Source organism: Pseudomonas sp. SDO5591_S426 (assembly GCF_054070755.1).
In genome coordinates, this window is record NZ_JBSVXD010000246.1 from 1 (window position 1) to 6,930 (window position 6,930).

A 6,930-nucleotide genomic window follows, 5' to 3' on the forward strand; every position below is an offset into this window, starting at 1 on the left:
TACAAGGCGATGAGTACACCTGTAGGAGCTGCCGAAGGCTGCGATCTTTTCGCTTTACGGTTTCAGGCCACCCTGGCCTTCAACGCCCTGCGCAACGCCACCAGCAACTTGACGATGTCCTGCGGATTCATCGGCGGGGGCACTTTCACGTCTGCCATTTTTCTCTTCCTTGTGAGTGGTCGGCCGGGAGTCTGGCCAAAAGCGGTCCGTCCTTGGAGGGGCAATTCGAAAAAAAGATCCTTCCTACGGCGCAAAGGAAAATAGTCGTCTTCCGCATCCCCGGCAAACGGGTGACACAGGTTTTCGCTCGGGACTAGCAGTTCTGCTAGGTGTTTTCGCGTACTTGCGGGTGCAAGCTGAACGTATGAATACGAGGTTTGCCTGATGAGTTCGCAAAAAACAGCGCTGTGCCGCTATCGCTATGACGCCCTGGACCAACTTGTCGGACGTGAGCCTGCCGGCCAGGAAAAAACGCAGCGGTTTTACTGCCACGAGCATCTGGCGACCAAACTGGATGGTCAGGCCAGCCAGAGCGTGTTCCAGAGTGGTAAACAATTGCTGGCGGAGCAAAGACGCGAAGGCGATGACCTTGAGAGCCGCTTGCTGGCGACCGATCAGCAACGTTCGGTCTTGCAGCTCACTCATCAGGGCCGACCTGTTTGGCAGGCCTTTACGCCCTACGGCCATCGTCGGGTCGAAAGCGGTCGCGGCAGCCTTCCTGCTTTTAACGGCGAAGTGATGGTATTTGCTGGGCAATGGGCATCGGGCGTTCAACCCGGTGCTGATGCGTTTCAACAGCCCGGACAGCTTGAGCCCGTTTGGTCGGGGCGGGTTGAATCCGTATGCGTATTGCCTGGGTGATCCGGTAAATTTCAGTGATCCGACGGGAAGGTGGGCCGCTGCCGCTATTGCCCGAATCCTCACCAGTATCGGGGCTCTTTTCAATTCGGTTATCACGTTGAGGCCCGGTATACCTTTTCAGGTAGGACTGGATGCGCTTGAGAATGGAGCCGCATTCAGATTGCCCATGAGGCATACAGTGGGAGCCGCGTCCGCTGTTTTGGCAGGAGTGGCGGGTGTTGCCGGAGCCGTAGTTGGTGTGGGCAGCACAATTATTACTGCGATCAATCCCACCTCAACCTTGCTCGCACCAATGGCAAATACTGCTCTGGGATTAATGAGCGGATCAGTGGCTAGCAGATTCGGATCCTGGTGGGCGGCGCGCAATCCTGAGGTAATTCCAGCGTTGAAAAATCTGGTGGGTGGATCGTCTTCTCCAGCACGTCCGTCGGCATGGCCGAATGCGCGGGAAAGGTTTGAGACCGCCATTGTTATGGGGTCCTATTCTCCTACTGCGCCTCTGCCTTCACCCGTTACACCTCAGCCTTCCGCTCCACTCCAGACCCCGGTAGGCATTGGCTTTGAAGCTTTCAGCTATGAGGTGCGCAATCCGATTCGCCGTCGCAATAGTCGATAACGCGAAGTTTGGCGGGTGCTGGGCCAGTCCTTCCACTGCGACCGTCACGAAGCCATGATCTTTTGATCTGAAGCAGTTCTTTTTCAAGGAAATATCGATCAACGTGGCGAAGGCCAAACCCTGTTCTAAGCTCAGAGTCGTGTTGTCTCTGAAACACCAGAAAAGGCCAAGGAGTTTGCATGGCGGTTCCCGGATTGAAAGTGGTAATGGCCTTGAGCGTCATTGCGTTGCTGACCGCGTGCGAAGAGAAAAAACCGATTCCCGAATACCTGCCGCGGGTCTTCGTACAAGTCGTCAAACCGGCGGATTACGCGGCTACGGTCACGCTCACCGGGGATATCCAGGCGCGGGTACAGACCGAGCTGTCTTTCCGCGTCGGCGGCAAGATCATCCAGCGTTCGGTCGACGTCGGTGACCGGGTGACGGCCAAGCAGGTATTGGCCCGTCTCGATCCCAAGGATTTGCAGACCAATGTCGATTCGGCCCAGGCGCAAGTGGTCGCCCAGCAGGCACTGGTCAAACAGAACGCCGCGGCATTCGTGCGCCAGCAAAAACTCTTGCCCAAGGGCTATACCAGCCAGAGCGAGTACGACTCGGCCCAGGCTGCCTTGCGCAGCAGTCAGAGCGCGTTGAACGCTGCCCAGGCGCAGTTGGCCAACGCCAAGGATCAGTTGAGCTATACCGCGCTGATCGCCGATGCGCCGGGCATCATTACCGACCGTCAGGCGGAAGTCGGCCAGGTGGTGCAGGCGACGATGCCGATCTTCGGCCTGGCCCGCGACGGCGACCGGGATGCGGTGTTCAACGTCTATGAATCACTGTTGGCCGAGAAGCCGAAGGATCAAACCATTGTCCTCAGTCTGCTCGACAACCCGGCGATCAAAACCACCGGCACCGTGCGTGAAGTCACCCCGTCAGTGTCGGCGGAGTCAGGCACCGTACAGGTCAAGGTCGGCCTCAACAGCCTCCCCGAAGGCATGCAACTGGGCTCGGTGGTGAGCGCCACGGCAAAGGGATCGGGCAAGTCGGTCATCGAGTTGCCGTGGTCGGCGCTGACCAAAAATATCAGTGAACCCGCCGTCTGGATTGTCGACGACAAAGGGCAGGCCCAGTTGCATTCGGTCACGGTCGGCCGCTATCTGACGGGCAAGGTCATCATCAAAGACGGATTGAAGGGCGGGGAGAAAGTCATCGTCGCCGGTGGGCAATTGCTGCACCCCGGCATGGAAGTCGAAATCGCCGAAAATACTTACAAGGATCTGAGTTGGGGAGCCAAGCCATGAAGCCTTTATGGGCGTTGTCCATTGGGCTGGTGCTGAGCGCCTGTTCCAAAAGCGAGCCACCGCCAGAGCCGGTACGGCCGGTGCTATCGATCAAGATTCAGGCGCTGAACGAAGAGGATCTGGGGCGTTTCGCCGGCAGTATCCAGGCGCGCTACGAGAGCAATACCGGGTTCCGTGTGGGCGGGCGAATCGCCAGTCGTAACGTCAATGTCGGGACCGAGGTCGAGAAGGGCACGCTGCTCGCCACGCTCGATCCATCCGACCAGCAGAACCAACTGCGTTCGGCCGAGGGCGACCTGGCAAAAATCTATGCACAACTCATCAATGCGCAGGCGACCGCCCGCCGGCAGCAAGCTTTGTTCGATCGCGGGGTAGGCTCGCAGGCCCAGCTTGATTCGGCCAATACCGACCTTAAAACCACCCAGGCTTCTCTCGATCAGGCTCGCGCCGCAGTCGATCAAAGCAAGGACCAGCTGGGCTACACCGAGCTGCGTGCTGATCATAAAGCGGTGGTCACGGCGTGGAGCGCCGAGGCCGGGCAAGTGGTGACGGCCGGGCAGCAAGTGGTGACCCTGGCACAGCCGGACATCAAGGAAGCGGTGATCGACCTGCCCGATACCCTGGTCGACCAGCTGCCCAGCGACACCGTGTTCCTGGTCGCCGGGCAACTGGACCCGAGCACCAACACCACCGCGATCATCCGCGAGATCGAACCCCAGGCACAAAGCGCCACTCGCACTCGTCGCGCCCGCCTGACCCTGGCCGAAACCCCAGACGGCTTTCGCCTGGGCACGGCCATCAGCGTCACCCTGAGTTCGGCGGTCAAACCGCGGATCGAATTACCCGTCACCGCGTTGCAGGAGGTCGATGGCAAGCCACGCATCTGGGTCATTGATGCACAGAAAAAAACCGTCTCCCCGCGGAACGTCACTGTGATAAGCCGCACCAACAACATCGTAGTGCTGGACGACGGCGTGAGAAACGGTGAGCGGGTAGTCACTGCCGGTGTAAACAGTCTCAAACCAGGACAACCAGTGAAATTCGACGAGGACAGTCAATGAAAGGGCCTTTCAACCTCTCGGAATGGGCCCTCAAGCATCAGTCGTTCATCTGGTATCTGATGTTCGTCGCGTTGCTGATGGGTGTGTTCTCGTACATCAACCTGGGGCGCGAAGAAGACCCTTCGTTCACCATCAAGACCATGGTGATCCAGAGCAAATGGCCGGGTGCGACGCAGGAGGAGACCCTCAAGCAGATCACTGACCGCATCGAGAAAAAACTCGAAGAGCTCGATTCTCTCGATTACGTGAAAAGCTACACGCGGCCCGGCGAATCGACGGTGTACGTGTACTTGCGCGATACCACCAAGGCCGGGGATATCCCGGAAATCTGGTATCAGGTGCGCAAGAAAATCAACGATATCCGTGGCCAGTTCCCCCAGGGCATGCAGGGGCCGGGGTTCAACGACGAGTTCGGTGACGTCTTCGGTTCGATCTATGCGTTCACCGCCGATGGCCTGACGATGCGTCAGTTGCGCGACTACGTGGAACAGGCCCGCATGGAAATTCGCGGTGTGCCGGGTTTGGGCAAGATCGAGATGGTCGGCCAGCAGGACGAAGTGCTGTACCTGAACATCTCCACACGCAAGCTCGCAGCGCTGGGCATCGATCAGCTCCAGGTGGTGCAGAGCCTGCAAACCCAGAACGCCGTGACCCCTGCGGGGGTCATCGAGGCCGGACCGGAGCGGATTTCGGTGCGCACCTCGGGGCAGTTCACGTCCGAGAAAGACCTGGCCGAGGTCAACCTCAAGCTCAACGACCGTTTCTATCGTCTGGCCGACATCGCCGAAATCAGTCGCGGCTACGTCGATCCGGCATCGCCGGAATTCCGCTTCAACGGCCAACCGGCCATCGGCCTGGCGATCGCCATGCAGAAGGGCGGCAACGTCCAGGCGTTCGGCAAGGCACTGCATGAACGCATCAACCAGCTGACCGCGGATTTGCCGGTGGGTGTCGGCGTGCACAACGTCTCCGACCAGGCCGTTGTGGTGGAAGAAGCCGTCGGCGGTTTTACCAGTGCGTTGTTCGAAGCGGTGGTGATCGTGCTGTTGGTCAGCTTCGTCAGCCTTGGCGTTCGCGCCGGACTGGTGGTGGCGTGCTCGATTCCGCTGGTGCTGGCGATGGTGTTTGTGTTCATGGAATACAGCGGCATCACCATGCAGCGGATCTCCCTCGGCGCGCTGATCATTGCCCTCGGCCTGCTGGTGGACGATGCGATGATCACCGTGGAAATGATGGTCACGCGCCTGGAAATGGGCGAGACCAAGGAACAGGCCGCGACCTTTGCCTACACATCCACAGCGTTCCCGATGCTCACCGGTACGCTGGTGACGGTGGCGGGGTTTGTGCCGATCGGTCTGAACGCGAGCTCGGCGGGTGAGTACACCTACACACTGTTTGCGGTGATTGCCTGTGCGATGCTGGTGTCGTGGGTGGTGGCGGTACTGTTTGCGCCGGTGATTGGTGTGCACATTCTCAGCACCAACGTGAAACCCCATGAGGGCGAGCCCGGACGCGTCGGCAAGGCCTTCAACGGCGGGTTGCTGTGGTGCATGCGTAATCGCTGGTGGGCCATCGGCATCACCGTGCTGTTGTTCGTGTTGTCGGTGGTCGGCATGCGCTTCGTGCAGAACCAGTTTTTCCCGTCCTCGGACCGGCCGGAAATTCTGGTCGACCTGAACCTGCCGCAGAACGCCTCGATCGCTGAAACGCGGCGGGCGGTCGATCTGCTCGAAGCCTCACTCAAGGGCGATCCGGACATCGTGCGCTGGAGTACCTACATCGGCCAGGGTGCGATCCGTTTCTACCTGCCGCTGGACCAACAACTGCAAAACCCGTTCTACGCGCAGTTGGTGATCGTCAGCAAAGGCAAGACCCGTGAAGCCATGATGCAGAAGATTCGTGAGCGCTTGCGCAACGAGTTCGTCGGCATTGGCGGCTATGTCCAGGCTCTGGAAATGGGGCCGCCGGTTGGGCGTCCAATCCAGTACCGGGTCAGCGGCAAAGACATCGATCAGGTGCGCCGGCATGCCATCGAACTGGCCACCGAGCTGGACAAGAACCAGCACATCGGCGAGATCATCTACGACTGGAACGAGCCGGGCAAAGTGCTGCGCATCGACATTGCCCAGGACAAGGCGCGGCAGTTGGGACTGTCCTCCGAGGACGTGGCCAACTTGATGAACGGTATCGTCAGCGGCACGGCGGTGACCCAGGTGGACGACGACATTTACCTGATCAACGTGGTCGGTCGTGCGGTGGACTCCGAACGTGGTACGCCGGAAACCCTGCAGAACCTGCAGATCGTCACGCCAAGCGGCACGTCGATTCCATTGCTGGCGTTCGCCACGGTGCGCTACGAGCTGGAGCAGCCGCTGGTGTGGCGTCGCGATCGCCAGCCGACCATCACCATCAAGGCGGCGATACGCGACGACATTCAGCCGACCGACCTGGTAAAAATCCTCAAGCCATCCATTGATGCCTTTGCCGCCAAGTTGCCGGTGGGTTACAAGGTCGCCACGGGCGGTACGGTGGAGGAGAGCGGCAAGGCCCAGGGGCCGATTGCCAAGGTTGTGCCGTTGATGCTGTTCTTGATGGCGACCTTCCTGATGATCCAGTTGCACAGCGTGCAGAAGCTGTTTCTGGTGGCCAGCGTCGCGCCGTTGGGCTTGATTGGCGTGGTGATTGCGCTGGTGCCGACCGGCACGCCGATGGGCTTTGTGGCGATCCTCGGGATTCTGGCGTTGATCGGCATCATCATCCGCAACTCGGTGATCCTGGTGACCCAGATCGAAGAGTACGAGCACAAGGGCTATGCGCCGTGGGATGCGGTGGTGCAAGCCACCGAACACCGACGCCGGCCGATCCTGCTGACCGCCGCGGCGGCGAGCCTGGGGATGATCCCGATTGCCCGGGAAGTGTTCTGGGGGCCGATGGCCTACGCGATGATTGGCGGGATCATTGTCGCCACGCTGCTGACGCTGCTGTTTTTACCAGCGCTGTATGTGGCTTGGTACAAGATTCGCGAGCCGAAGCAGGAAGCTGGCTAACCCGATAGCAAAAGATCGCAGCCTGCGGCAGCTCCTACAAAAGCGGTGTGAAAACCGGTTCT

The 6,930-nt window shown here is 59.7% G+C and carries 5 protein-coding genes; all 5 read left to right on the forward strand.

Features of this window, described 5'->3' with window-relative positions; translation table 11 throughout:
* Nucleotides 1-384: 384 nt before the first annotated feature.
* The 5 genes from ACW9JC_RS27450 to ACW9JC_RS27470 all read left to right on the forward strand — a co-directional run bounded on the left by ACW9JC_RS27450 (nucleotide 385) and on the right by ACW9JC_RS27470 (nucleotide 6,868).
* Nucleotides 385-861 carry a hypothetical protein gene (locus tag ACW9JC_RS27450; RefSeq protein ID WP_457458939.1) on the forward strand — a complete coding sequence of 159 codons (477 nt, stop codon included), beginning with the start codon at nucleotides 385-387 and terminating at the stop codon, nucleotides 859-861.
* Nucleotides 785-1,477, forward strand: coding sequence for an RHS repeat-associated core domain-containing protein (locus tag ACW9JC_RS27455; RefSeq protein WP_457458941.1), 693 nt, complete (start codon nucleotides 785-787; stop codon nucleotides 1,475-1,477). The genes ACW9JC_RS27450 and ACW9JC_RS27455 overlap by 77 nt, the downstream gene beginning before the upstream one ends.
* Nucleotides 1,478-1,656: 179 nt before the next feature.
* A complete protein-coding gene (locus ACW9JC_RS27460; protein ID WP_457458943.1) occupies nucleotides 1,657-2,760 on the forward strand; it encodes an efflux RND transporter periplasmic adaptor subunit in 1,104 nt (367 codons plus the stop codon).
* Nucleotides 2,757-3,821 (forward strand): efflux RND transporter periplasmic adaptor subunit, encoded by a 1,065-nt coding sequence (locus tag ACW9JC_RS27465; RefSeq protein WP_457458945.1) that lies wholly within the window; start codon nucleotides 2,757-2,759, stop codon nucleotides 3,819-3,821. The genes ACW9JC_RS27460 and ACW9JC_RS27465 overlap by 4 nt, the downstream gene beginning before the upstream one ends.
* Nucleotides 3,818-6,868, forward strand: a complete 3,051-nt coding sequence (locus ACW9JC_RS27470) for an efflux RND transporter permease subunit (RefSeq protein ID WP_457458947.1) — start codon at nucleotides 3,818-3,820, stop codon at nucleotides 6,866-6,868. The genes ACW9JC_RS27465 and ACW9JC_RS27470 overlap by 4 nt, the downstream gene beginning before the upstream one ends.
* The last annotated feature ends 62 nt before the right edge of the window (nucleotides 6,869-6,930 follow it).

Bases quoted from the DNA above. Each gene is read 5' to 3' on its own strand.
- ACW9JC_RS27450 (WP_457458939.1), top strand. From the start codon at position 385: ATGAGTTCGCAAAAAACAGCGCTGTGCCGCTATCGCTATGACGCCCTG.
- ACW9JC_RS27455 (WP_457458941.1), top strand. From the start codon at position 785: ATGCGTTTCAACAGCCCGGACAGCTTGAGCCCGTTTGGTCGGGGCGGG.
- ACW9JC_RS27460 (WP_457458943.1), top strand. From the start codon at position 1,657: ATGGCGGTTCCCGGATTGAAAGTGGTAATGGCCTTGAGCGTCATTGCG.
- ACW9JC_RS27465 (WP_457458945.1), top strand. From the start codon at position 2,757: ATGAAGCCTTTATGGGCGTTGTCCATTGGGCTGGTGCTGAGCGCCTGT.
- ACW9JC_RS27470 (WP_457458947.1), top strand. From the start codon at position 3,818: ATGAAAGGGCCTTTCAACCTCTCGGAATGGGCCCTCAAGCATCAGTCG.